We start from the raw sequence: 20,998 nt of genomic DNA on the forward strand, positions 1-20,998 counted from the left end.
CACAATACCCCGCGCGGTGCCAATAATGACCACGATAATCAGGGCTAGCAGTGAGTTAATGTAAGCGAAAAGATTCATCTGTCTGTCGTTCTTTCGTAATTTAGTTAAAAAGTGTTGTGTAATGTTCTACGAAATTGTTTGCGTCATTAGTGGTATCACACAAATCCTCTGCATGACAAGCAAAAAGTCATTCTTTTTTCACATTAACTCTGAAATTGGACGCGGTATATAACATAACTACTTAGAAAAACATTTGTTTATATAGTGTTCAATAAATCGAGGAGCGTATGGGGCTGGCAATCATTCATAGTCGGGCAAGTGTCGGGGTAGAAGCGCCGGCAGTTAGTGTGGAAGTGCATATCAGCAATGGCATGCCAGGCTTTACTCTGGTTGGGCTTCCAGAAACCACGGTAAAAGAGTCCAAAGATCGGGTACGCAGTGCGATCATCAATTCCAATTTTCAATTCCCGGCCAAGCGTATTACGGTTAATTTGGCACCGGCGGATCTGCCTAAAGAGGGTGGCCGTTTTGACTTGCCTATCGCATTAGGGATTTTGGCAGCTTCGGAACAAATAGCGACAGATAAGCTAAAAAACTACGAATTTGTTGGTGAGTTAGCATTGTCTGGAGGCTTAAGAGCAGTAAAAGGTGTGCTGCCTGCGGCATTGGCTGCGAGCAAGATTCAGCGCCATTTAGTGGTACCTAATGCGAATGGCGATCAGGCAGCGCTGGTGGGCAAAGAACAGCATAAGTCGGCACAATCATTATTGGAGGTGTGCGCAGAGTTATGCGGTCAACATCGACTTAATCTTTATCAGGCACCAAAGTCTATTACGCCGGAAAAACATGGTCGAGATTTGCAGGATATTATTGGTCAGCAACAGGGAAAGCGGGCTCTGGAGATCGCTGCGGCAGGTAACCATAACCTGCTTTTTCTTGGACCTCCAGGTACCGGAAAAACCATGCTAGCGTCACGTCTGTGCGATTTGTTACCGGAGATGAGCGATGAAGAGGCGATGGAAACTGCGTCGGTGGCGTCGCTGACCCAAAGTGATATTAACGAGCATAACTGGAAATCAAGGCCATTTCGTTCTCCGCACCACTCAAGCTCAATGGCGGCGCTGGTGGGTGGGGGTTCGGTGCCCAGGCCGGGGGAAATTTCTTTGGCACACAATGGATTATTATTCTTGGATGAAATGCCGGAGTTTGACCGCAAGGTGCTGGATTCGTTACGAGAACCGCTCGAATCAGGTGAAATCATCATCTCACGAGCTCAGGGTAAAACCCGCTTTCCGGCTCGCTTCCAGCTGGTGGGCGCACTCAATCCCAGCCCGACAGGCTACTACGAAGGCAATCAAGCGCGTACTAATCCGCAAGCTATTTTGCGCTATTTAGGCCGCTTATCGGGACCGCTGCTCGACCGATTCGATATGTCGCTGGAAATTCCTGCTTTACCAAAGGGAACGTTGTCTGAAGGTGGTGACCGAGGTGAGCCTACCTCCGTCGTTAAGGAGCGGGTCAACCATGCTCGTCGTCACATGTTGAGTCGTAGTGGTAAGGTGAATGCCTTGCTTGGTAGCCGTGAGATAGAGGCGTTTTGTCCATTACAGAAAAACGATGCAGAGTTTCTGGAGACCGCTTTGCATCGGCTTGGTTTGTCTATTCGCGCCTATCATCGCATCATCAAAGTTGCCCGTACTATTGCGGATCTTGATGGCGCAGATCAGATTGAGCGCTCCCATCTGGCGGAAGCGCTCGGATATCGCGCGATGGACCGATTACTGAAACAGCTGACTGCTCAGTCAGTGTAATCATTCTCAGATTAATCAGCCTGAACAAGAACTGAATCCGTCAGCCTACTTAAAGCGATAGTTGAAACCTAAAGATAATAAATATTCTTTCTCATCGTAGAAGGTGATGTTTGAGTCGGTTTGGTTATAACCTGCGAACGAAATGAACGACCAGTTTTGCCAGTCAAATACGTTTTGGTATTCATAAGCGGCAAACAGGCCAATGATGTCGTTACTACGTTCCTTATCAAAAGTCTGGCTTTTGGATTGATAGTCTTGGAGAGTATAGTTGGCGGTGAGAGCAAGGCGGTGGCGATTGATGAACTTAAACCAGCTCAGCTCAAACCCATAAGAGTCATACGATTCTGCCTTGCCATCGGCATCTTGATTCATGTACGTAAAAGCGGGTTGCAGAATAGAAGTACTATCGAGTGAATATCGGTAATCACCTCTGACGTAGTAGATCTTTGCATCGCGAGCCAGAGTGCGATCGGTGACTTCTTCCTTATCAATTTCCTTGTCGGCAAACGCAAGGTCGAGGTTAAAGTTTTTATCAATCAACCCTTTTATCTGGAAACGGTAAGCGTTACCGCTTTCATCTGTTTTGCGTCGAGCCACACCTACCTGATAGGGATTACGCCACGCTTCTCCATGTAACAAGGTTGGTAGATAGGACACATCGAGCACTGTGCCTGAGGGTAATTGGTATTGATAACCTAACTGAAAAGCAAGTGTGCCTATAGCGATATCCGAACGGGCCGTACCTGCATACACTTGCTGGTTGAGTTGCTTACCGAAGGTATAAGCGATGTTACCCAGAGGCGCAGCGACAACCGAGCTGTCGCTGTCACCACTTTTATCCAGCGAATCGATGGTTTTGCTGTTATCGGTGTTAAAGTTAGATTCTGACGTCACAAATGCTGCGTTAAGTGCAATCTCTCCGGTGAATCCTGCGGTTTCAGCGAGCTGAGCCTGAGCTGAGCTGACGACAAAGGCCAAAGTAAAGACAGTTAGCCTTGGTTTCATTCGTGCTCTCCTTTTTTATTTGTTGAATGCATGATCTGAACTATGGGTGAGTTTTAATTTAGAGTAGCAGTTCTTAAAATTTCTGCTTCGTCTGCCAACACAAACATGCTTCTTGAGTATGTATTGCGGGGGTATAGCGATGCCGTAACTAATCAGACCATTCTCTTAAATATTTCAATGTGGCAGTGGAACAGTATAATTACACGCTGTTTTATTATTCATTCCTAACCATTGTTGTTTAGTTATCATGTTGGCATATTTGTTACTTTTTCTTAACGCTTCTCTTGTGATCATCAATTCGGCGACTTGCTCAATCGCGATTTGCATTATCGCTGTGATTAAACTCTTACTTCCAAGTGCGAAGCTGAAAGCTAAAGGCACCGAAGCGGCTAACAAGGTGATGTGGCTATGGTCAACTGTCAATGCGGGGATATTAGCGCTGTCCAATCGCGTTGAATGGGACGTGCAAGGTGGTGAGAATCTAAAGCAAGACGGCTGGTATCTCTTGATCAGTAATCACCTGAGTTGGACAGATATCGTCGTACTTTGCTGCGTGTTTAAAGATCGCATCCCGATGCCGAAGTTTTTTCTTAAACAGCAACTGCTGTACGTTCCTTTTATTGGTATGGCATGCTGGGCACTGGATATGCCATTTATGCGCCGTTATTCACGTGAATATTTGATCCGCAATCCGCATAAGCGTGGTCAGGATCTAGCAACCACTCGTCGTTCCTGCGCCAAGTTTAAGTACACCCCGACAACGGTGGTGAATTACGTAGAAGGCACACGCTTCACGGCAGAAAAACAGCGCCAGAGCAAGGCGGGATATCAGTATTTACTGCAGCCCAAATCTGGTGGTATCGCTTATACATTGGCTGCGATGGGCGATCAGTTTGAGAACATTATCGATGTGACTTTGGCTTACCCAGAGAACACTGGCAAGCCATTCAAAGACATGTTGATGGGGCGCATGACCAAAATTGTGGTGCGAGTGAAAGTGCTGCCTGTCGATGAACAAGTGCTGGGCGATTATTTCAACGACAAACCATATAAGCGTCAATTCCAGCAGTGGTTAGGTGGTATATGGGAAGAGAAAGACCAGTTGCTTCAAGAAATACACAGAAAACAAAAGACTTAGAAAACAAAGGGGAGCTTTCGCTCCCCTTTGTATGATTAAGATAAAGTTATTTAAGTTCTAGTAAGTAGTTCACCAGAGCAAAATACTCATCCGTTGTTTTGATGCTTTGCGCTTGCACCAGGTACTTGTTGTTCACGATCACCGCAGGAACACCGGTCAGGCCGCTGTCTTCAAACTGCTTGTCCATACGACGGACCATGGAATCGACTGCAAAACCTTTAAATGCTGAGTCAAACTTGTTCGCATCTACCCCTTCATCTAAGAAGATTTGACGCAGTTCAGCATCATCACGTGGCGCTTTACGCATATTGTGGATGCGGTTAAACATCACCGGTACCATCTTGTCTTCAATCTTTAGTGCAACCATGGTCGCGAATCCTTTGCTCATCGACGAACCCATGGCGCCACCCATGAATGACACATGGTTCTTTTGTAGCTTCACACCTTCAGGCAACTTTTTCTTAAGTTGCTGAATCACTGGTTCAAACGAATTACAGTGCGGGCAGTAGAATGAGAAGAACTCAGTTACAACAGGCTTATTCGATGCCTCTAGATCCAATACCTTGTAATGTTCACCTTCTTTGAATTGCGCTGCCTGTGCCGATAGGCTCAGCATCAGCATAGAAAACAGTGCGAACAGCTTTTTCATCTAAATATCTCCATTTTGAATTATTTGGCTGACTTACCATTGAGGCATTAAAGAGAGGGGGGCTTCTTCTAAGTTGGCAATCTGCTCTTTAAAACTCAGAACTTGACCTTCCCAATATTTTGGCTCATTAAACCACGGAAAAGCGAGTGGAAATGCAGGGTCATGCCAACGTTTTGCTAACCATGCCATATAGTGCACCATTCGTAGACCGCGAAGTGGTTCGATTAGTTTCAACTCTGCTGAGTTAAAATCACAAAACTCCTGATATGCTTCCATAACGATATCCAGCTGCATCAGCTTATCCTGACGCTCACCATTGAGCAGCATCCATAAATCTTGTACCGCAGGTCCGTTACGAGCATCATCCAAATCGACGAACATAGGGCCGTCACGCCACAAGATATTGCCCGGGTGGCAGTCACCATGCAGACGAATGGCGTTGAAGTCATCTTTCCAGTGGCTTTCGATGGATTTGATCAGCATATCTAAGTCATTGAAAAAGCTATTCTCCAGATGCATGGGGATCATGTCTGAGCTTTGCAAAATCTCACGCGGTTCGTAGAGATACTCTTGTAAGCTGATGCTTGGTCGATGTTGAAAGGTCTTTCTGCTGCCAACTTTATGGATACGGCCGAGGAATCTTCCAACTCCTTCCAGTTGCTCTAAATTATCTACTTCGAACTGACGCCCGCCGACGCTTTCAAACAGCGCAAAGCCGTAACCTTTGTAGTGATGTAAAGTGTGACCATTGAGTAAAACTGGTGGTGCGACAGGGATTTCGTTTTCGATCAGTTCTAAGGTGAAGTCGTGTTCTTCCTGAATTTGCTCATCGCTCCAACGTTCCGGGCGATAGAACTTAACGACATAACGGCGGCGCTCTTCATCAGTAAACTGATAAACGCGGTTTTCATAACTGTTGAGGGGGAGAAAGCCAGATTCTGCTCGAATACCGATGCTTTCTAACGCATACCACATGAAATCTGGGGTAAGGGCGTCAAAGTTAAACGTACCTTGGGACATATAAATAAAAAGGCTCATTGCTGAGCCTTTTTCCATTAGTCATCGAAGCTAGGATCAGAGTTTCTTGATAAAACGGCTTTCCACTTCGATGGTGAAATCGTTGCTCTTATCGGTGAGTATAAACTGAATTGTAGTGATCGCAGAGTTTAGCTTGTCAGGATCTGCGCCAAGACTCATTGGTAAGTTCAATACTTCACCTGGTTGTACCTGAATGGTCTGTTTACCATACCAACTCACATCGCTCATGCCTTTCACATCCAGTTGGTATTCCTGCACTTGCTGGGTTTTGTTGATCACTTTAAGGGTGTAGGTATTCTCTACTTCACCCGAGCTATTGACGCGGAACAGCTGGTTACGGTCACGAATCACGCTCATGCCGGCAGGATCCACGGAAGCAATCTGAGCAAAGAATAAGCCAATCATAATCAGGAATACCGCACCATAACCAAGCAGCTTAGGACGCAGAACTTTGGTGTTTTTGCCTGATAAGCGGTGCTCTGTGGTGTAGTTGATCAGCCCTTTCTCATAACCCATGCGATCCATGGTGTGGTCACATGCATCAATACAGGCACCACAGTTGATACATTCATACTGTAATCCATCACGAATATCGATACCCGTCGGACACACTTGCACACACAAATCACAGTCAATACAGTCACCCAGGCCAAGTTGTTTCGGATCTGCCTTACGTGAGCGCGGACCGCGTTGTTCACCGCGCTTGGTGTCGTAGCCAACGATGAAGGTATCTTTGTCGAACATCGCAGACTGGAAACGTGCGTAAGGGCACATGTGAATACACATGATAGAACGCATCCAACCTGCATTACCGTAGGTACAGACAGCAAAAAACATCACCCAGAAAACTGGCCAGAAGCTGGAACTAAAAGTAAAGAAATCGATCACGAGTTGCTTCATTGGCACGAAGTAACCGACAAAAGTAAAACCAGTGACGAGTGCAATCGCAAACCAGGCGATGTGTTTGAGCGTTTTACGCATCACTAGGTTGGCGGTTAACTTGTTGGCGTCTTGTTTACGACGCTTATTGGCGCTGCCTTCGAGTTTCTCTTCAAACCAGATGTACATGAAAGTCCAGACGGTTTGTGGACAAAGGTAACCACACCAGACCCTACCTAAAAAGGTCGTAATGAAAAACAGGCCGAATGCCGCTATCACAAACAGCAGCGCAAGTAAGGTAAGATCTTGTGGGTAAAGCGTGGTGCCAAAAAAGTTGAATTGCTGATTACCGATATCAAGCAGAATGGCTTGGCGTTCTCCGTAAGAGATCCATGGTGTCAAACCAAAGAGTAGCAGCAAAAACCAGCCGCCGTAGCGTCTCAGTTTTTGATAGGTTCCTTTACTTTCACGTACATAGATACGATTGCTAGGGTTAAAACGATCCCCATCTCCTTTATGAGTTTTTGGGTTAAAGGTTTTGGGAGTCACATCTTTAATATCAATCTTATCCTGACTCATGCACTCATCCTTCTTAGGCTTTTTATAATGTACGGCGTCATTTCTGGTGATGTCGCTCGATGACATTGCTATTCGTTAACTATTTTAGTTAATACTGATAAACGGCGATTATACGATCAATAACATTTCCTTTTCTTTAACGCAGTCAATGTTTAACAACAAAAATCAGTACAGTTAACCTGATAATTGGCTGAACAGTTATCACTTTCTTTTATCTCACTTATTCAGTTGCAAAAAAGCGACTCAAATGAGTCGCTTAAGAGAGTAGGCGTTGTCTTAGCGCTTTATTTGATGATGCCACGGGCGCGTAAAATCGCGGTCTTGAAATCGTCTTCCTGGTCTTTTTTCAAGCCTGGGATCATTTCATCTTTACTGCTGTTACGCATTTTAAGGTGGTAGATAAGCACATCATCGGTGAGCTCTTCCAGCTTACCGTTATAACCCGCTTCTTTAGCCAGTTTGATAATGAACTGGATAAGGTTCATGTCTTGGTCTTTATGCCACTCCGGCTCTAATAGTTCGAGCAGTTCTTCAATACGATGACACTTCATTTCTTTCTCCACAAATTTTATAGGTATTTTGCTTAAGGTATCAAATTGCATGGAGAAGACAAATAGGTGAGGAGTGGAAAAGAAAAAGCGCGGTAGATACCGCGCTTTTGATTAAGCTGCTTTGATAACTTTGGACGGAGCTTTCGGTGTTACCGCGTTTTTCTCAACCATTGTCATAGCTGGCGCAACTTGACGTGCCTTTGGTGCAGCAGCAAAACCACTGCGACGGCGCATTGCACTACTATTGGTGTGTGCGAACCTGACTGTTGTTGGGCGCATTCAATTACCTAACTGCCAGGCATATCCATTGCCGATGTTATGACCTGAATCACTATGAGCTAACTTCAACAAATTACTGAAAGCTTTGCTCTTTTGGCTCTCGCCAATCCAGTTAATGAGTCAGGGTTAACGATATGCATACATATCAGTTATTAGGTTAGCACCCTTGTTATAATTGGTCGATACTTGAACAGTTGAATTCTTTCGATTTTGTTAAATTTGATAGCGAATGAATACAAAAATTTGTTTTGATCCCGTGATCAGCAGTAGTAGTATGAGATCTCGATAAAGGAGGTGTGTATGTCATTTTTAAAGAAGACACTTGCGAGTTTTGGGATCGGCAGTGCTAAGGTCGACTCAGTTCTGAATCAGGATGTGATATACCCCGGTCAAAGTGTGGATGTGTCAATCCATGTTTATGGTGGTTCGACAGAACAAAAGATCGATAACATCGACCTGAAACTCTGTTGCCGCTATATCGCAGAGGCTCCTGATGACAGGGGATCTCGAGAAGGGCACAGCATGCGTCGAGTGCCGCAAGCTCATATCTTAGCCGAGTGGAGCCTCCCTTATTCATTTGTTATACATTCCACAGAAGAGCGCACCTTTGATGTTAAGCTCGATGTCCCTTGGAATACTCCCGTAACTATCGGTGATGCGAAAGTGTGGCTGGAAACGGGCTTAGATGTTGCCGCAGCGCTTGATCCCACAGACAAAGATATCCTTACGATTAGACCGGACCCGCTTATGGATGCGATTTTATCTGCATTTGAAGCGCAAGGGCTGCGTATTCGCCAAGTCGAATGTGAAGAAGTAAAAGGCTTCGACCTGCCATTTGTTCAGGAATTTGAAATGGTGCCAACCGATGGTCCGTACCATGGTGTATGGCGTGAACTGGAATTTGTAGCGCATCGAAGCGAAGAAGAGCTGAAATTATGGTTTGAAGTTGACCGGACTCGCAGTGGGACTGGCGGCATGCTTGCGAGTTTGCTAGGCAGTGGCAAGCTCAATCGAGAATTGACGATTCCGGTAACGACCAGTCCTGAAGAAGTCGGAGAGCTCGTGCTTAATTTTCTGGACCAAACCACGGCGACGCACGACTCTGAATTTTAGCTTACACGTGTACTCTTAATGTGCCATACTAGAGTGAAAATTCACGCTCGCTCTAGTATAGGTGCATTTATGTCATCGCCACACAAACCTCAATACAGTCAGAGTGAAGAGTTTGCTAATTCTGTCACTCATGGAATCGGGATGATATTGGGTATTGTTGGCCTGATTCTGCTGTTAATCCGATCGTTAGATCAGCAGGCAGATACCCTGACGATAACCAGTATGGCGATATACGGGGCCAGTATTATCGTGCTGTTTCTCGCCTCAACACTCTATCATTCTATTCCGCACCCTAAAGCCAAACGCTGGCTGAAGACCTTTGACCACTGTGCGATCTATTTATTGATTGCAGGTAGTTATACGCCATTTTTGCTGGTGAGTTTACGTACGCCTCTTGCGATTGGGCTGATGATAGTGATTTGGACTATTGCTCTCATTGGTATCATCATGAAAGTTGCATTTATTCACCGCTTCAAGCATCTGTCGCTGACGAGCTATCTGGTTATGGGCTGGTTATCGCTTATTGTGATTTATGAGTTGGCGATCACCTTGGATATCGGTGGTCTGACGCTGCTAGCGGTAGGTGGTTTGATCTATTCTCTTGGTGTTATTTTTTACGTGGCTAAGCGCATTCCATTCAATCACGCGATTTGGCATGGTTTTGTTTTGGCGGGATGTGTATGCCACTTCTTTGCGATTTATTACTTTGTCGAGCCGATTTAACCGTTGGTTTGTTAACAAGGACTAAATCGGCTCGGAATGTGCTGATTTTTAGCGAGTTTGTACTTCTACGACTTTTGCCGAGAATTGGTATTGTGGAGATTGCGGCACAGCCAGTTTGATGCGCTTACCTTGCTCAGCTTGTTGCGGGCGAAGATAAGTCTCAGCCATACGTTTAATGGACTGCCAAACGATAACATTTTCTTTTGTCAGCGCTTTACCCGACATATCGAACACCTGAACTTCTACTTCAATCTGAATCACAGACTGAGAACTCTGGTTGGTGATAGAGGTTGGTAAAATCAGTTCCCCACCTTCGTAGCTCGCAGAGCCAATCAAGATATCCACACCAGAATCAGACAGTTGCATGGTTGGCTTTTTCGCATTGACGATAAGTGTTGTTCCGACGGTTTTAGTTACAACGGGAATCGTCGCAATCGCTGGCGTTACGGCGATCTTAGTAGATGTTGTTACCGCTTTGCCTTTTGATGCATTGCTCTTAACCACATACTCCCAAGTAAAGTCATCATTTAATTTAACTTCTCGTCCATCAGCTAAGGTAACGACCTCGGCAGCATATACCGATGAAGTGGCCAGCAGGGTGGCCAAAGTAATCCACGTTTTCATTGTTGTACCTTTTGTTTGATAGGGTTTAACGGCGCCAGAATGCCGGAAAGAACAACACAAGGATAGTCAGAATTTCCAGACGACCCATTAACATCCCAAAACTTAACAGCCACTTGGCGGTATCGGGTAATGGGGCGAAGTTACCTTTAGGGCCTATCACTGATCCCATGCCTGGCCCGACGTTTGCGACTGCGGTGATGGAACCCGAGATACTGGTGACTGGATCTAAACCCAGCGCACTCAAACAACCTGCAATTACTATAATGGTGATAAAGAACATCAAAACAAACGCAACCACTGAACGTACAATATCGTCGTTCACAGGGCGTTGGTTGTAGCGTTGGACAAACACACCGGAAGGGTGAACCAATTTAAGCATCTGCTTGTTCAACAGGGTCATCGCGATCTGGAAGCGGAATATTTTTATCCCGCCTGCTGTAGAGCCCGAGCAGGCACCTGCAATCATCAAAAAGGCAAACAGAGTTGTTGGTAATGCACCCCAAGCGGTGAAGTCTTCCAAACCAAATCCGGTCGTAGTAACGACGGATACGATGTTGAACATAGACACACGCAGTGCATCTGACATGGTGTAACCGTCGCGAAAAACCAGCCAGGTGGCAACGACCAGACTTGAAAAGAGGAACAGATAAGCAAAGCCGCGTACCTGTGCATCTTTTAGCAGGATATCAATACGACGTTTGCGTAAAGCGGCAACGAACAGCAGGAAAGGCAAACCACCCAGAAACATAAACGTAGTTGCTACCCAGTGCGCGCCATTCGAAAAGTGATTCATCGAGCCGTCAGAAGTCGAGTACCCACCAGTCGATAGGGTGGTAAACGAGTGGTTGATAGCCTCGAATACACTCATGCCTGTCAATATGTAACCGCCAATACACAGCCCGGTTAATATCAGATAGACCAGCACGATGTTTTTCGCCACGGTTTTGGCTCTTGGGCTACTTTTATCAGACCAGTCGGAAGATTCGGTTTGGAACAGTTTCATACCACCGACGTTAAGCATGGGCAGGACAGCTACGGCCATTACGATAAACCCAACACCGCCAAGCCATTGCAGAATCGAGCGCCACAACAAGATACTTGGCGCCATGTCGTCTAAGCCACTCAGTACGGTCGAACCTGTGGTGGTGATTCCTGACATAGTTTCAAAATAGGCATCGGTAAAGCTGATGTGGTTAATGAACACAAATGGCAGTGCTGCGAATGCACTGGCTATGGTCCAGACCAAGCTTGTAATGAGAAACATATCGCGCACACTGAGTTTGAAATCGGTCGTTCGACCGACCGTCAGACAGAAAAATGCAGCAACATGGGTGATCACAACGGCTTGGGCGAAGTCGAGGAATCCGCCCGTACCAGTTAAGAAAGCGACCAAAGTAGGCACGTACATGAAAAGAGCCAGTTTGGATAAAACCAGCCCGATAACAAACAGTACGGGACGTAAGTTGACCATTGGAGAATCCTAGAGGAAAAATGGGCTCGGTTGGAACAGAGCTTCGACGTCTGGTACGTATTTTTTGTCGACCAGGAACATCACGACGTGGTCATCTTGTTCGATGACGGTGCGGTCGTGAGCAATGAGTACCTCTTCGCCACGAACGATTGCGCCAATTGTCGTTCCCGGTGGCAGTTTAATATCACCAATCGCTCGACCAACCACTTTCGATGTGGTCTCGTCACCATGGGCGATAGCCTCGATTGCTTCAGCGGCACCGCGACGCAGAGAAGATACGTTAACAATATCGGCACGACGAACGTGAGTCAGAAGTGCGGAAATGGTCGCTTGCTGAGGCGAAATTGCCACATCAATCGCACCACCTTGCACGAGGTCGACATAAGCTCCGCGCTGGATAAGCACCATTACCTTTTTCGCACCCATGCGTTTTGCCAGCATGGCTGACATGATGTTGGTTTCATCTTCGTTGGTCAGGGCAATGAATACGTCGACTTGGTCGATATTTTCTTCGGTCAGAAGCTCCTGATCTGCCGCATCACCACAGAATACAATGGTGTTGGCGAGTTGCTCTGACAGTTTTTCTGCACGTTGGTAGTTGCGCTCGATTAATTTCACGCTGTAGGTCTGTTCTAAGCGTTTTGCTAAGCTTGCACCGATGTTACCACCACCGACAATCATAATACGACGGTAAGGCTTCTCAAGGCGCTGTAGCTCACTCATCACTGAGCGGATATGATTACTTGCCGCGACAAAGAACACCTCATCGTCTGCTTCAATGATGGTCGTGCCTTGCGGACGAATTGCACGGCCTTGACGGAATATCGCCGCCACACGGGTGTCAATGTGAGGCATATGCTCGCGCAGTGCGGATAGCGCATTACCCACCAACGGCCCGCCATAATAGGCTTTTACGGCAACCAGGCTGACTTTCTGTTCAGCAAAGCTTACTACCTGTAGTGCACCAGGGTATTGTATCAGACGCTCTATATAGCTGGTTACCAGTTCTTCCGGTGCGATAAGGTGATCGACTGGGATGGCACCAGACTTAAACAATGCTTCTTTTTCTGCCAGATACTCTGGGGAGCGGATACGTGCGACACGGTTAGGGGTGTTAAACAGAGTGAAGGCAACCTGACATGCTGCCATATTGGTTTCGTCAGTGTTGGTTACCGCAACCAGCATGTCGGCATCTTGTGCGCCCGCTTCGTGCAGTACATCCGGGTGACTCGCATGGCCGTTGACCACGCGCAGGTCATATTTGTCCTGCAGTTCACGCAGTCGGTCAGAGTTGTTATCGACGATGGTGATGTCGTTGTTCTCACCAACCAGGTTTTCTGCCAGTGTGCCGCCAACCTGACCAGCACCAAGAATAATGATCTTCATACTCTTTTCTCGTTATCTGAAAAAGGCGATTGAATGACTCCAATCGCCCTATTTAGCATGCTGTTACGCGTGTGTTTTGGTTAGCACTGCGTAGTAGAAACCATCCATATCTTCTTCGCCTGGTAGAATTTGACGACCAGGCTGTTCGGGATCTGAATCCAGCAATTTCGCATCAGTGGTGCGAGCTAAAAATGCTTTCACTTGCTCTATGTTTTCTTGTGGAGTAATTGAGCAAGTTGCGTAAACCATTGTGCCGCCTGGTTTTAGCTGTGTCCACATAGCGTCGAAAATTTCACTTTGCAGCTCTGCTAATGCCGCGATATCGTCGGCACGTCGTAGCCATTTGATATCCGGATGACGGCGAATGACGCCCGTCGCAGAACACGGAGCATCCAACAAGATACGGTCAAATTGTTCACCTTGCCACCATTCTTGAGGATTACGCGCATCACCACAAACTACTTTTGCCTGAAGATTGAGACGCTTCAGGTTTTCATGTACTCGCTTCAGGCGGGTGTCGTCACAGTCAATCGCGACCACTTCGCTACCAGATGTACGTTCAAGAATGTGTGCTGTCTTTCCGCCTGGTGCTGCGCAACAATCCAGAATCAGTTCACCATCTTTTGGTTTCAGGTAGTTAATCGACAACTGAGCCGCTGCATCTTGTACCGATACCCAACCTTTCTCAAATCCAGGCAGTTTGGTCACATCGCATGGCGCTGCCAATTTTAGCGCGTCCATCGCTTCTGTGTGCGGTGTGGCCTCAATGTTTTCATTTTTGAGTAGTGCCAGATATTCATCGCGAGTGTGATGCTGGTGGTTTACTCGCAGCCACATCGGTGCTTTTTGGTTATTGGCATCAACAATACTTTCCCATTGCTGTGGGTAAGCTTCTTGTAGCAGTTTGAGTAACCAGCTTGGGTGGCCATATTTACCAGCGTTGTTGCTGACTCCAATCTCGTCAAGCTCTTCCTGATTGCGTTGGTAATTACGTAACACCGCATTAATCAGACCACGCAGGCGAGGGCCTTTAAGATCTTTGGTGCCTTCAACGGTTTCGCCAACAGCTGCGTGAGCAGGAATACGCATAAAGCTCAGTTGATAAAGTCCAACTAGGATCAGGTGATGGAATACACGTTGTTTGCCTTTAAGCGGCTTATCCATCAGTTGGCTGGCGATCGTTTCTAAGCGAGGTAGGTAGCGAAGCGCACCGTAACAGATCTCTTGCAGAAGAGCGTGATCACGAGGGCGGATGGTTTGTTGAGCCGCAGGAAGAGCACTGGAAAGAGAGTGGCCCTTGTCGACGACAAGATACAAGACGTTGGCAGCCGCAGCGCGAACATTCATGATGAGTACCTTAAATTAAAGGAGGGCATCTCTGCCCTCTAAAAGTTCGTATTAATAAGGGAATAGACCCTAGTATGGCTTAAATCAGCAGGGTGCCAACCTCAAACCAAGAGGCTCGTGAGTTCAGAATATCTTGAACTGGCATCGCTTTTTTACCCGGAACCTGCAGTTGTTCCAAAACCAATACGCCATTGCCGGTTGCCACGTAGATACCGGTTTTGTCTGCCTGAATAATCGTGCCAGCTGGCTTAGAGCTGGTTTGTTCAGACACACGGCTTTGCCAAACCTTTATGCTGTTTTCAGCCGCTTCAAAATGGCTCATAGGCCAAGGATTGAATGCACGTACACAGCGTTCAATATGTGCTGCGTCGTCGCTCCAGTTGATGCGAGCTTCTTCTTTGCTGAGCTTTTTCGCGTAGTTCGCGAGCTCATCATCTTGCTTAACTGGAACTGCTTTGTCAGTTGCTATATCGGTCAGGCAGTCAATCAATGCTTGCGGACCAAGCTCGGCAAGCTTTTCGTACATCGATGCACTGGTATCGATCGCTTCGATTGGCAGCGTCGCGATTTTCAGCATATCACCTGTGTCTAAACCGATGTCCATCTGCATGATGGTTACACCAGTTTCTGCATCGCCAGCCCAGATTGAGCGTTGGATTGGTGCGGCACCACGCCAGCGAGGCAGGATAGAACCGTGTACGTTGATACAACCTAGCTTAGGTGTGTCTAATACCGCTTGTGGCAGCAGAAGGCCATAAGCCACAACCACCATGATATCGGCATTCAGATCAACAAGCTCTTGCTTAGCTTCATCTGATTTGAAGTTCTCAGGCTGATAAACCGGGATGTTGTGTTCTAGTGCGATGTTTTTTACCGGGCTTGCAGTCAATTTTTTTCCGCGACCCGCAGGGCGGTCTGGTTGAGTGTAAACTGCAATTACTTCGTGCTCCGAAGACAATATCGCCGCCAAGTGACGGGCGGCGAAATCCGGAGTACCTGCAAAGACAATACGTAAAGACTGACTCAAGGTAGACTTCCTTCTTATTGGTATGGTTCGCGATTAAGCGCTTAGCTGCTTCTCGTTATAGCGTTTGATCTTCGCCAGTTTGTCCTGAATGCGCTTACGCTTCAGTGGCGATAGATAATCAACAAACAATTTGCCTTGTAGGTGATCCAATTCGTGTTGAACACAAATCGCTAGCAGGTCGTCAGCGTCAAAGGTAAATTCTTTGCCTTCACGATCCAGTGCTTTAACTGTAACTTCAGCCGCGCGAGGTACAAGTGCACGAGCACCTGGTACGGATAGACAGCCCTCTTCAATGCCATCTTCGCCACGCTTGTCCAGAATCTCAGGGTTGATAAGCACCATTGGCTCATCACGAGTTTCTGAAATATCAATCACTACGATACGCTGATGGATATCAACCTGCGTTGCAGCAAGGCCAATACCTTCTTCGTCGTACATGGTTTCGATCATGTCATCGACGATTTTTTGAATTTCAGGTGTCACCGCTTCAACAGGCTTCGCGACTGTGCGCAGGCGATCATCTGGAAATGTTAATACTTGTAATACAGACATATTCACTCGAAATATTGAACTGTGCCGAAACAGCACAAACCTTGTTGGCTCAATTCTAGACATTTTATGACCTAAATGACAGCATCCTTGCATTAATTTCCATTCTGATTACTGCTTAACAGACCAAGGACGAGGGTCATGAAACGAATTTTTCGCAACGTTTCCAGTATTATGTTGCCGTTATTTTTCTCTCTCAATGCCGCCGCTGGCGCGGATTCCAACCCACTCGCTGTTAAAGTTGATGCACCACAGACTTATGTTGTCGTGCAAGGTGACACCTTGTGGGATATTTCGGCAATGTATCTGGATAGTCCTTGGTTGTGGCCACGTTTGTGGCAAGTAAACCCAGAGATAGATAATCCGCACTTAATTTATCCCGGCGATAAATTGTCTTTGGTGTGGATTAACGGACAGCCAGTACTCAGCTTAAAACCCGTTAAGAAGCTGAGCCCAAAAGCTCGTATAACCGAAAAGAAAGCCGTCCCAACTGTGGCTGAAGGCTTAGTTATGCCTTATCTCAGCTCTGATCGACTGGTGGATGAAGAGACTTTGGAGAGCGCCTTCAAGGTTATGGGCAGTACTAAGGGCAGTAAATATCTTACCGCTGAAGATGTGCTGTATATCAGTGGTGAGCAAACGGCGACGGAGTGGGCGATTTACCGTCCTGTGGAGACTTTTTCCCGAGAAGATATATCAAAGGAAATAACCGCATTGCGCTTGATTGCAAAAGGAGAGTTGGTAGAGGCATCAGAAGAATATTCTGGCTTGAAGATCACCTCGCAGCTGCAAGAAATCCTTAGAAATGACATTGCTCTGCCAAATCAGAAGATAGAAAGCGGAGGCTTTTCCACGACATTCTATCCATTGCCTTCACCTCATGGCACCTCTGCTAGATTACTGGGTAATATTGAAGGTATCCGCTTTAGCTCCACTAATCAGGTTGTTGTGATTGATAAAGGAACGGCCGATTCCTTGAAACAAGGTAGCGTGTTTGACTTAAAAGAGAACGCTAACCCGGTATATCAAGATGGCGACGGTTTTAAGAAAGAGGTTAGCTTGTTCGATAAAGCAATCATCCTGCCACAACGTAAAGTGGGTGAGTTGCTGGTGATTCGTCCTTATGAATACTTCAGCTTAGCTTTGATCACTAACAGTACTAAACCAATCAATAATGAGATAACGGTGGTTTCGCCACTGACAGAAGTGCCATTTACTGAAGTGTTGGCGGCAGAAGAACCAGCGCCAGAAGAGTCAGTTGCGGAAGTGTCGGCGACAGAAGAATCATCGCCAGAAGAGTCATTTACGGAAGTTTCGGCAACAGAAGAACCAGTGGCAGAAGATCCGGTTACAGAAGTGCCAGTCACGGAAGTGTCAGACACAGATGAAACAACTCAGTGAGAATGACCTGATTGCCTGGTTAAAGCTAAGTTGCTTGCCAGGCATAGGCGGGGTCAGAATGAATCAGCTTCTGGCCAAAGATACCCCCAGAAATATTGTCAATTCCTCTCATGAATACTTACAACATCTTGGTTTAAGCCAGAAGCAACTTCAGGCTTGGGCTTCAGTCGATAAAGAGGTTGATGCTTGTCTCGCGTGGAGATCTCTCTCTTCAAGTCATCATATTCTGACCTTAGACGATCCGCTCTATCCTCCTTTACTCAAACAGATTGTTGCACCTCCACCATTGCTGTTTGTTCAAGGAGATCAAATCTGTTTGTCTCAGCCACAGATTGCCATAGTAGGAAGTCGTAACGCGAGTATTGACGGCTTGCAGCATGCTCGTCATTTTGCCGCAGACTTTGTTCACAATGATCTCTTCGTTACCAGTGGATTGGCTTTGGGGATTGATGGTCACGCTCATGATGGGGCTCTTACAGCGGGCGGTAAGACAATTGCTGTACTTGGCTCTGGGCTAAAGAATATTTATCCTGCCCGCCATCGCGGACTGGCACAGAGAGTCGCAGAAAATGGTGCTCTGGTCTCAGAATTTCGCCCTCATGCAAAACCCAGAGCTGAGCACTTCCCGCGCCGAAACCGAATCATCAGCGGGTTGTCGCTGGGTGTTTTGGTCGTGGAAGCTGCGGAGAAAAGCGGCTCTTTGATTACAGCGCGCTATGCCCTTGAGCAGGGACGAGAAGTCTTTGCTTTGCCAACCTCGATTAATGCGCCAAATGCCAGTGGTGGTAATCATTTGATTCGTCATGGTGCCTGCCTCGTAGAAAAAACCAAAGACGTGCTTGATGAAATACAGTCCTTGTTCGACTGGTCTGTTAATCAGAGCTTAGATTTATTTTCTATGTTAAATGATGAAGAAGAATTGCCATTTCCTCAGCTGTTAGCTAACGTAGGAAGTGAGGCTACACCGGTTGATATTCTTGCAAACAGGACCAATATACCTGTCCAGGAAGTCATGATGCAGCTCTTAGAGCTTGAGCTCTCTGGGCATATTGTTGCAGTTTCAGGTGGCTATATTCGTAAGGGGAGGGGCTAGCTATGATGATGGATATACTGATGTATCTATTCGAAACCTACATCCATAGCGATGCAGAGTTACAGGTCGAACAAGACGAGTTGGAAGATGAACTGCTTCGCGCAGGCTTCCAGCAAAAAGATATCTACAAAGCCCTTGTCTGGTTAGAAGAGCTCGCTGCGCTGCAGCAAAGTGATACATCTTCTGCTATCTCGGCTTGTATCGCGTCTTCATCGACTCGTATCTACACTGCGAAAGAGATGCAGCGTTTGGATTTAGAATGCCGAGGCTTTCTATTATTCCTCGAGCAGATCAATGTACTGACGACAGAAACTCGTGAAATGGTGATTGATCGAGTGATGGGTCTGGAAACGAACGAGTTTGAGCTTGAAGATCTCAAATGGATCATTCTGATGGTGCTGTTTAATGTACCAGGCAATGAAAATGCTTATACGCTGATGGAAGAGCTGTTATATACCAAGGAACAAGGGATTCTTCATTAAACCCAACCGAGGCAAGTTCGAGTTCTGTTCGTAGAGCAAGAACTTGTCTGTTTGGTCTCTTTCAAGTAAACGGTAAGTATGAGTAGTAAAATCGACAATAATCTCTTTTCTGCCCATGAACATGCGCTGGAATATGAGCCTTGTCCAAAGTGTGGAGGAGAGCTTACTCTTAAGCACGGTAAGCACGGTCCATTCCTCGGTTGCAGCCAGTATCCAGGGTGTGATTACATCAAAGCACTGCACAACAATGATGGCCACATCGTAAAAGAACTGGGGGTGCCGTGCCCTGAGTGCGACCATGAACTGGTGTTGCGTCAGGGACGTTACGGGATGTTTGTCGGATGCAGTCATTACCCGGCATGCCATCATATAGAGTCGATTAACCAGCCTGAACCAGAAAAGCAGTCTCAGGAGCAGCATGCTTGTCCTGAATGTGGCAAAGGTCATTTAGTTGAACGTAAGACACGCTTCGGCAAGACGTTTTATGCCTGTGATAATTATCCAAAGTGTAAGTTTGCAGTGAATTTACCGCCGATCAAAGGTCGCTGCGAAGAGTGTGGTTTTACTTTGCTGGTGGAGAAGAAATCTGCCAGTGGTGTGAAACTGCAATGCGCGAACCGCAAGTGTCAGCACACCCAGCAAGGGTAAATTAGAAAGGGTCGCATGATGCGACCCTTTTTCAATTTGTAATTTTTCGATTGGTAATTACGGAATCTTAAGCCTGTGCTTTTTGTGCAAATTCGTGCACAGCAGGGAAGGCGACCTCATCCAACACATCGGCTAACGCGCACAGTCTGCGATGCAGTTCTCCAGGGTAGTCACCACATACGTTGATGTGGCCCATTTTGCGACCTGCACGTTTCTCTTTACCATACCAGTGAATATGGCAACCATCCATTGCGAATAGCGCTTCTGGTAAGGTGTCTTCACCGAGAATATTAACCATTGAGGTTTCGCGAATCAGTTTAGTACTGCCTAGTGGCAAACCGCACACCGCACGCAGATGGTTTTCAAACTGACAAGTTTCCGCACCTTGTTGCGTCCAATGACCCGAGTTATGCACTCGTGGGGCAATTTCATTCACCAACAAAGTACCATCGACATCAAAGAACTCTAACGCCAATACGCCGACGTAATTTAGGCTGTCTGCTACCGCTGTGAACATCTGCTTGGCTTGCACTTGCAGTTCTGGCGCATCAATGGCAGTTGAAAGGCTCAGAACACCATTAGTGTGGACGTTTTCTGCCAGTGGATAAACTTCAACACTGCCATCTTTACCACGTGCACCAACTAAGGACACCTCACGGCTAAATGGTACAAACTCCTCAGCCACAATGGCTTGAGTTGGTGTTGCTGCGATGCACTCAGCCATTTCTGTCCAGATAGCATCTGCCTGAGAAGCTTCTTTTAAGCGCCATTGACCTTTACCATCGTAACCGCCTAGTGCACTTTTCAGTACCATTGGCATGCCAACATATTCAATGGCACGATCAAAATCTTCACGTGTTTCAATCACGTAGTATTTTGCGTTACGCACGCCGGCATTATCTAATAATGCTTTCTCAAGGCGGCGGTCGCCACCTGCCTTGATGGCTTCTGTACTAGGCAGGAACTTTCCGCTAACGTCACAGATGTCGAGTACATCGTGAGGGATATGCTCGAATTCCGCTGTGATCACATCCACTTGTTCAATGGCATTTTCCAGGCCATGACCAAGTACATGTTGAGTGAGAGGGTGGACGATATTACCGCTGCCTACATCGTAAGCCGAGATTTGGATATTCAGTGGTGCACCAGCCAGAGACATCATACGAGCCAGCTGACCTGCTCCAAGAACCAGTACATGCATCCGA

Annotated in this window: 20 protein-coding genes and 1 pseudogene; 8 read left to right on the plus strand and 13 right to left on the minus strand. The window is 46.7% G+C overall.

Annotated elements, in window-relative coordinates:
• The first annotated feature begins 287 nt into the window (after positions 1 to 287).
• The gene (locus WJM94_RS20860; RefSeq protein ID WP_444496097.1) at positions 288 to 1,811 is read left to right on the plus strand and encodes a YifB family Mg chelatase-like AAA ATPase; all 1,524 of its coding nucleotides are present in this window, start codon (positions 288 to 290) and stop codon (positions 1,809 to 1,811) included.
• A 45-nt stretch (positions 1,812 to 1,856) separates the two neighbouring features.
• On the opposite strand, the gene WJM94_RS20865 is transcribed toward WJM94_RS20860, so the two are convergent.
• A complete protein-coding gene (locus WJM94_RS20865) occupies positions 1,857 to 2,816 on the minus strand; it encodes a DUF2860 domain-containing protein (protein ID WP_444496098.1) in 960 nt (319 codons plus the stop codon).
• Positions 2,817 to 3,063: 247 nt separating this feature from the next.
• Between WJM94_RS20865 and WJM94_RS20870 the strand changes: the two genes are divergently transcribed.
• A complete protein-coding gene (locus WJM94_RS20870) occupies positions 3,064 to 3,954 on the plus strand; it encodes an acyltransferase (protein WP_444496099.1) in 891 nt (296 codons plus the stop codon).
• 46 nt (positions 3,955 to 4,000) lie between these two features.
• On the opposite strand, the gene WJM94_RS20875 is transcribed toward WJM94_RS20870, so the two are convergent.
• The 5 genes from WJM94_RS20875 to WJM94_RS20895 all read right to left on the minus strand — a co-directional run bounded on the left by WJM94_RS20875 (position 4,001) and on the right by WJM94_RS20895 (position 7,929).
• Positions 4,001 to 4,603: a thiol:disulfide interchange protein DsbA/DsbL gene (locus WJM94_RS20875; RefSeq protein ID WP_444496100.1), complete on the minus strand. Its 603-nt coding sequence runs from the start codon at positions 4,601 to 4,603 to the stop codon at positions 4,001 to 4,003.
• 33 nt (positions 4,604 to 4,636) lie between these two features.
• Positions 4,637 to 5,623 carry a serine/threonine protein kinase gene (locus WJM94_RS20880; protein ID WP_444496121.1) on the minus strand — a complete coding sequence of 329 codons (987 nt, stop codon included), beginning with the start codon at positions 5,621 to 5,623 and terminating at the stop codon, positions 4,637 to 4,639.
• Between the two features lie 54 nt (positions 5,624 to 5,677).
• Positions 5,678 to 7,099 carry a cytochrome c oxidase accessory protein CcoG gene (gene ccoG / locus WJM94_RS20885; protein ID WP_444496101.1) on the minus strand — a complete coding sequence of 474 codons (1,422 nt, stop codon included), beginning with the start codon at positions 7,097 to 7,099 and terminating at the stop codon, positions 5,678 to 5,680.
• A 284-nt stretch (positions 7,100 to 7,383) separates the two neighbouring features.
• Positions 7,384 to 7,650, minus strand: a complete 267-nt coding sequence (locus WJM94_RS20890) for a YihD family protein (protein ID WP_444496102.1) — start codon at positions 7,648 to 7,650, stop codon at positions 7,384 to 7,386.
• 111 nt (positions 7,651 to 7,761) lie between these two features.
• Positions 7,762 to 7,929, minus strand: a complete 168-nt coding sequence (locus WJM94_RS20895) for a hypothetical protein (RefSeq protein ID WP_444496103.1) — start codon at positions 7,927 to 7,929, stop codon at positions 7,762 to 7,764.
• 300 nt (positions 7,930 to 8,229) lie between these two features.
• Between WJM94_RS20895 and WJM94_RS20900 the strand changes: the two genes are divergently transcribed.
• Both WJM94_RS20900 and trhA read left to right on the plus strand, forming a co-directional pair.
• Positions 8,230 to 9,042 (plus strand): sporulation protein, encoded by an 813-nt coding sequence (locus WJM94_RS20900; RefSeq protein ID WP_444496104.1) that lies wholly within the window; start codon positions 8,230 to 8,232, stop codon positions 9,040 to 9,042.
• Positions 9,043 to 9,111: 69 nt separating this feature from the next.
• Positions 9,112 to 9,765 carry a PAQR family membrane homeostasis protein TrhA gene (gene trhA, locus WJM94_RS20905; protein ID WP_444496105.1) on the plus strand — a complete coding sequence of 218 codons (654 nt, stop codon included), beginning with the start codon at positions 9,112 to 9,114 and terminating at the stop codon, positions 9,763 to 9,765.
• 48 nt (positions 9,766 to 9,813) lie between these two features.
• On the opposite strand, the gene WJM94_RS20910 is transcribed toward trhA, so the two are convergent.
• The 6 genes from WJM94_RS20910 to def all read right to left on the minus strand — a co-directional run bounded on the left by WJM94_RS20910 (position 9,814) and on the right by def (position 16,172).
• Complete coding sequence (locus WJM94_RS20910) at positions 9,814 to 10,389, minus strand: DUF3157 family protein (RefSeq protein ID WP_444496106.1); 576 nt, start codon at positions 10,387 to 10,389, stop codon at positions 9,814 to 9,816.
• A gap of 25 nt (positions 10,390 to 10,414) precedes the next feature.
• Positions 10,415 to 11,860 (minus strand): TrkH family potassium uptake protein, encoded by a 1,446-nt coding sequence (locus WJM94_RS20915; RefSeq protein ID WP_444496107.1) that lies wholly within the window; start codon positions 11,858 to 11,860, stop codon positions 10,415 to 10,417.
• Between the two features lie 9 nt (positions 11,861 to 11,869).
• Positions 11,870 to 13,246 (minus strand): Trk system potassium transporter TrkA, encoded by a 1,377-nt coding sequence (gene trkA, locus WJM94_RS20920; protein WP_444496108.1) that lies wholly within the window; start codon positions 13,244 to 13,246, stop codon positions 11,870 to 11,872.
• A gap of 63 nt (positions 13,247 to 13,309) precedes the next feature.
• A complete protein-coding gene (rsmB, locus tag WJM94_RS20925; protein WP_444496109.1) occupies positions 13,310 to 14,593 on the minus strand; it encodes a 16S rRNA (cytosine(967)-C(5))-methyltransferase RsmB in 1,284 nt (427 codons plus the stop codon).
• A 79-nt stretch (positions 14,594 to 14,672) separates the two neighbouring features.
• Positions 14,673 to 15,620 (minus strand): methionyl-tRNA formyltransferase, encoded by a 948-nt coding sequence (gene fmt / locus WJM94_RS20930; protein WP_444496110.1) that lies wholly within the window; start codon positions 15,618 to 15,620, stop codon positions 14,673 to 14,675.
• 33 nt (positions 15,621 to 15,653) lie between these two features.
• Complete coding sequence (gene def, locus WJM94_RS20935) at positions 15,654 to 16,172, minus strand: peptide deformylase (protein WP_444496111.1); 519 nt, start codon at positions 16,170 to 16,172, stop codon at positions 15,654 to 15,656.
• Positions 16,173 to 16,310: 138 nt separating this feature from the next.
• Here def and WJM94_RS20940 point away from each other — a divergent pair.
• From WJM94_RS20940 to WJM94_RS20955, 4 genes and pseudogenes are all read left to right on the plus strand, one after another.
• Positions 16,311 to 17,375: pseudogene (locus tag WJM94_RS20940) on the plus strand (LysM peptidoglycan-binding domain-containing protein); the annotation flags it as partial.
• A 178-nt stretch (positions 17,376 to 17,553) separates the two neighbouring features.
• Positions 17,554 to 18,663: a DNA-processing protein DprA gene (gene dprA / locus WJM94_RS20945; RefSeq protein WP_444496112.1), complete on the plus strand. Its 1,110-nt coding sequence runs from the start codon at positions 17,554 to 17,556 to the stop codon at positions 18,661 to 18,663.
• Positions 18,664 to 18,665: 2 nt separating this feature from the next.
• Positions 18,666 to 19,145, plus strand: coding sequence for a DUF494 family protein (locus WJM94_RS20950; RefSeq protein WP_031779194.1), 480 nt, complete (start codon positions 18,666 to 18,668; stop codon positions 19,143 to 19,145).
• A 78-nt stretch (positions 19,146 to 19,223) separates the two neighbouring features.
• Positions 19,224 to 19,793, plus strand: a complete 570-nt coding sequence (locus tag WJM94_RS20955) for a topoisomerase DNA-binding C4 zinc finger domain-containing protein (RefSeq protein ID WP_444496113.1) — start codon at positions 19,224 to 19,226, stop codon at positions 19,791 to 19,793.
• Between the two features lie 67 nt (positions 19,794 to 19,860).
• Here WJM94_RS20955 and WJM94_RS20960 read toward each other — a convergent pair whose 3' ends face one another.
• Positions 19,861 to 20,994 (minus strand): 5-(carboxyamino)imidazole ribonucleotide synthase, encoded by a 1,134-nt coding sequence (locus tag WJM94_RS20960; RefSeq protein WP_444496114.1) that lies wholly within the window; start codon positions 20,992 to 20,994, stop codon positions 19,861 to 19,863.
• Positions 20,995 to 20,998: the final 4 nt, after the last annotated feature.

The sequence above is a fragment of the Vibrio sp. YIC-376 genome (assembly GCF_052353105.1).
GTDB lineage: Bacteria > Pseudomonadota > Gammaproteobacteria > Enterobacterales > Vibrionaceae > Vibrio.

Excerpts from the sequence above, each read along its gene's own strand:
- WJM94_RS20895 (WP_444496103.1), bottom strand. The coding sequence starts at position 7,929 with ATGCGCCCAACAACAGTCAGGTTCGCACACACCAATAGTAGTGCAATG.
- WJM94_RS20900 (WP_444496104.1), top strand. The coding sequence starts at position 8,230 with ATGTCATTTTTAAAGAAGACACTTGCGAGTTTTGGGATCGGCAGTGCT.
- WJM94_RS20915 (WP_444496107.1), bottom strand. The coding sequence starts at position 11,860 with ATGGTCAACTTACGTCCCGTACTGTTTGTTATCGGGCTGGTTTTATCC.
- WJM94_RS20950 (WP_031779194.1), top strand. The coding sequence starts at position 18,666 with ATGATGATGGATATACTGATGTATCTATTCGAAACCTACATCCATAGC.
- def (WP_444496111.1), bottom strand. The coding sequence starts at position 16,172 with ATGTCTGTATTACAAGTATTAACATTTCCAGATGATCGCCTGCGCACA.
- trhA (WP_444496105.1), top strand. The coding sequence starts at position 9,112 with ATGTCATCGCCACACAAACCTCAATACAGTCAGAGTGAAGAGTTTGCT.
- WJM94_RS20865 (WP_444496098.1), bottom strand. The coding sequence starts at position 2,816 with ATGAAACCAAGGCTAACTGTCTTTACTTTGGCCTTTGTCGTCAGCTCA.
- WJM94_RS20860 (WP_444496097.1), top strand. The coding sequence starts at position 288 with ATGGGGCTGGCAATCATTCATAGTCGGGCAAGTGTCGGGGTAGAAGCG.
- WJM94_RS20875 (WP_444496100.1), bottom strand. The coding sequence starts at position 4,603 with ATGAAAAAGCTGTTCGCACTGTTTTCTATGCTGATGCTGAGCCTATCG.
- WJM94_RS20870 (WP_444496099.1), top strand. The coding sequence starts at position 3,064 with ATGTTGGCATATTTGTTACTTTTTCTTAACGCTTCTCTTGTGATCATC.
- WJM94_RS20880 (WP_444496121.1), bottom strand. The coding sequence starts at position 5,623 with ATGTCCCAAGGTACGTTTAACTTTGACGCCCTTACCCCAGATTTCATG.
- WJM94_RS20955 (WP_444496113.1), top strand. The coding sequence starts at position 19,224 with ATGAGTAGTAAAATCGACAATAATCTCTTTTCTGCCCATGAACATGCG.
- trkA (WP_444496108.1), bottom strand. The coding sequence starts at position 13,246 with ATGAAGATCATTATTCTTGGTGCTGGTCAGGTTGGCGGCACACTGGCA.
- dprA (WP_444496112.1), top strand. The coding sequence starts at position 17,554 with ATGAAACAACTCAGTGAGAATGACCTGATTGCCTGGTTAAAGCTAAGT.
- WJM94_RS20890 (WP_444496102.1), bottom strand. The coding sequence starts at position 7,650 with ATGAAGTGTCATCGTATTGAAGAACTGCTCGAACTATTAGAGCCGGAG.
- rsmB (WP_444496109.1), bottom strand. The coding sequence starts at position 14,593 with ATGAATGTTCGCGCTGCGGCTGCCAACGTCTTGTATCTTGTCGTCGAC.
- WJM94_RS20960 (WP_444496114.1), bottom strand. The coding sequence starts at position 20,994 with ATGCATGTACTGGTTCTTGGAGCAGGTCAGCTGGCTCGTATGATGTCT.
- WJM94_RS20910 (WP_444496106.1), bottom strand. The coding sequence starts at position 10,389 with ATGAAAACGTGGATTACTTTGGCCACCCTGCTGGCCACTTCATCGGTA.
- ccoG (WP_444496101.1), bottom strand. The coding sequence starts at position 7,099 with ATGAGTCAGGATAAGATTGATATTAAAGATGTGACTCCCAAAACCTTT.